This is a genomic window from Streptomyces sp. NPDC102258 (assembly GCF_055584685.1).
On sequence record NZ_JBVJLO010000066.1, the window covers coordinates 1 to 2,617 of the forward strand.

The 2,617-nt window shown below is 71.6% G+C and carries 1 protein-coding gene; it reads right to left on the bottom strand.

The features are described from left to right. A partial coding sequence (locus tag ACZ6ZT_RS35140; protein WP_469724506.1) for a type I polyketide synthase occupies window positions 1-2,491 on the bottom strand: 2,491 nt, incomplete at its 3' end. Window positions 2,492-2,617: the final 126 nt, after the last annotated feature.

Here is a 2,617-nt window from a genome sequence, read left to right on the forward strand (position 1 = left end):
CCGGTCCGAAGCCGTCGGCCGAGGCGGAGAACGCCTTGCAGCGGCCGTCGGCGGCGACTGCGCGCTGCCGGGAGAACTCCACGAGCACCTCCGGCGTCGACATCACGGTCGCACCGCCCGCGAGGGCGAGGTCGCACTCACCACCGCGCAGCGCCCGCACCGCCAGATGCAGCGCGACCAGCGACGACGAACACGCCGTGTCCACCGTCAGCGCCGGCCCCTCCAGGCCGAGGGTGTACGAGATGCGGCCCGACATGACGCTGGCCGAGTTGCCGGTGCCGAGGTAGCCGTCGAAGCTCTCGCTACCGTTCTGCAGCAGCGGCATGTAGTGCTGGCCGTTGGTTCCCATGAACACGCCGGTACGGCTGCCGCGCCGGCCGGACGGGTCCAGCCCGGCACGTTCGAACGATTCCCAGGCGAGTTCCAGGATGATTCGCTGCTGCGGGTCCATCGCCAGGGCCTCACGCGGCGAGATGCCGAAGAACCCCGCGTCGAACTCCCCCGCGTCGTGGAGGAAGCCGCCCTCCCGGACGTAGGCACGCCCCGCCGCGTCCGGATCCGGGTCGTACAGCCCCGCCACGTCCCAGCCCCGATTGACGGGCAGCTCCGTAATGGCGTCACGGCTGGTTTCGAGCAGCTCCCAGAGCTCGTCGGGTGTTCCGACGTCTCCGGGGAGGCGACAGGCCATGCCGATGATGGCGATTGGCTCGTCCTGACCCACCGGAGGCGGACCGCTCGGGGCGTTCAGCTCGGAGTCGGTGCGTTCCGCATCGTCCTCGCCCAGTAGTTCCTCGCGCAGATGGTCGGCGAGTGCCCGGGGGTGGGGGTGGTCGAAGACGAGGGAGGCCGGAAGGGTCAGCCCGGTGGCTTCCTTGAGCCGGTTGCGCAGTTCCATCGCGGTCAGGGAGGTGAAGCCGATGTCCTTGAACGCCCGACTCTGGTCGATCGCGTCGGGAGCGCCCTCACCCAGTACGGTCGCCACATGGGCAGTGACCAGCTCCAGGAGGGCCTTTCGCTGGGCGTGGCGGGGCTTGTCGCGCAGGAAGCGCGCCAGTTCCGTGCCGCCGGGCGCGCCGATCCGGGTGGCCTGGTCCGCCTTGGCCGCCGCCTCCGCCTCACGGAGACGGCGCACCTCGGGCAGCTCATCGAAGAGGACGCTGGGACGTACGGAGGTGAAGGACGCCAGGAACTGCTCCCAGTCGACGTCGGCCACTGCGGCGTCGCCCGCGCCCCCGCCCAGCGCCCGGTTCAGCTCCGCGAGCGCCGCCTGGGGCTCCAGCGGAGCGATGCCGTACTGCCGCAGCGACTCGGCGGCAGAGCCGTCCGCGGTGACGGAACCCGCCCAGGGCGTCCACGCGACGGAGACCGTCGGCAGACCGCGGGCCCGGCGGCGGGCGGCCAGGGCGTCGAGGTGAGCGGCGCCGACGGCGTACGCCCCCTGCCGGACACCACCCCAGATCCCCGCAACGGAGGAGATCAGCACCAGCTCCGGTACGCGGGGCCCGTCGAGCAATGCGTCGAAGTGCGCGGCGGTCGCGGACTTGGCGGCCACGGCCGCCGCGAGATCGGCCGGGCTCGTGCTCTCAAGCGGAGCGAGCTCCACCGCGGGCGGAACGACGACCACCATGGTGGGGGCGTGCTCGGTGACGAGGGCGGCGAGGACCGCACGGTCCGCGAGGTCGGGCGCCGCAGCGGTCGTCACGTGCTGAGCCACGTCCGAGAGCGCGGCCGGGAGTTCGATCAGGGCGGGATCGGCGAGTACGACACGGTCCGCGCCGTCCGTGAGCAGCCATCGGGCCAACGGCTCACCGACGGCGTCGAGTTCCCCGGCCAGCAGCACCGTGCCCCGCGGGCGCCAGTCCTTCCGTCCCCGGCGGGCAGTGGCTCGTACGAGACGACGGCCGTAGGCGCCCGAGTGCCGTACCGCCAGCTGATCCTCACCGGCCGCGATCCCGGTGGCCAGCGCCCGCACCGCCAGACCCACCGACCGCGTATCAGCGTCCGCCGGAAGATCGATGAGACCACCCCAGCGATCGGGGATTTCGAGAGCAGCGACCCGTCCGAGCGCCCACAGTTGCGCACCCGCCGTCTCCGGCACCTCACCAGGCACCACGGACACCGCACCCCGCGTCACCGCCCACACCGGAACACCGAACCCGTCTCGCAGAGCCTGGCGCATCAGCGTCAGCGACGCGGCTCCCCCGAGCGGCACCTCGCCGTGCTCCGGGTGCGGGCCTACAGCCAGTCCGAGGAGTGACAGGATGCCCGTGACGTCCGTTGCTTCCTCGAAGATCCCGCTGAAACGGCCGTCGAAGTCCGCTGTGGCAGGGTCAAGAGCAAGGGTGTGCACGGTGGCGCCGTGGGTGGTGAGGGTCTGCTCGACGTCGTGGGCGATCCGTGTGCCATCCGCGTCCAGGTCCTCGGGTACGACGAGCAGCCACCGGCCGTCAAGACGCACCGACTCCCGCAACGACAGACTCTTCCACGCCACCTCATACGACAGACCATCCTGCGGCCCCGACGCAACCGCCGCAGAAGGACGCGACTCCAGCCAGTAACGCCGGCGTTGGAAGGGGTAGGTGGGCAGGTCGATGGTCCGGGCGCCGGTGCCGTCGAA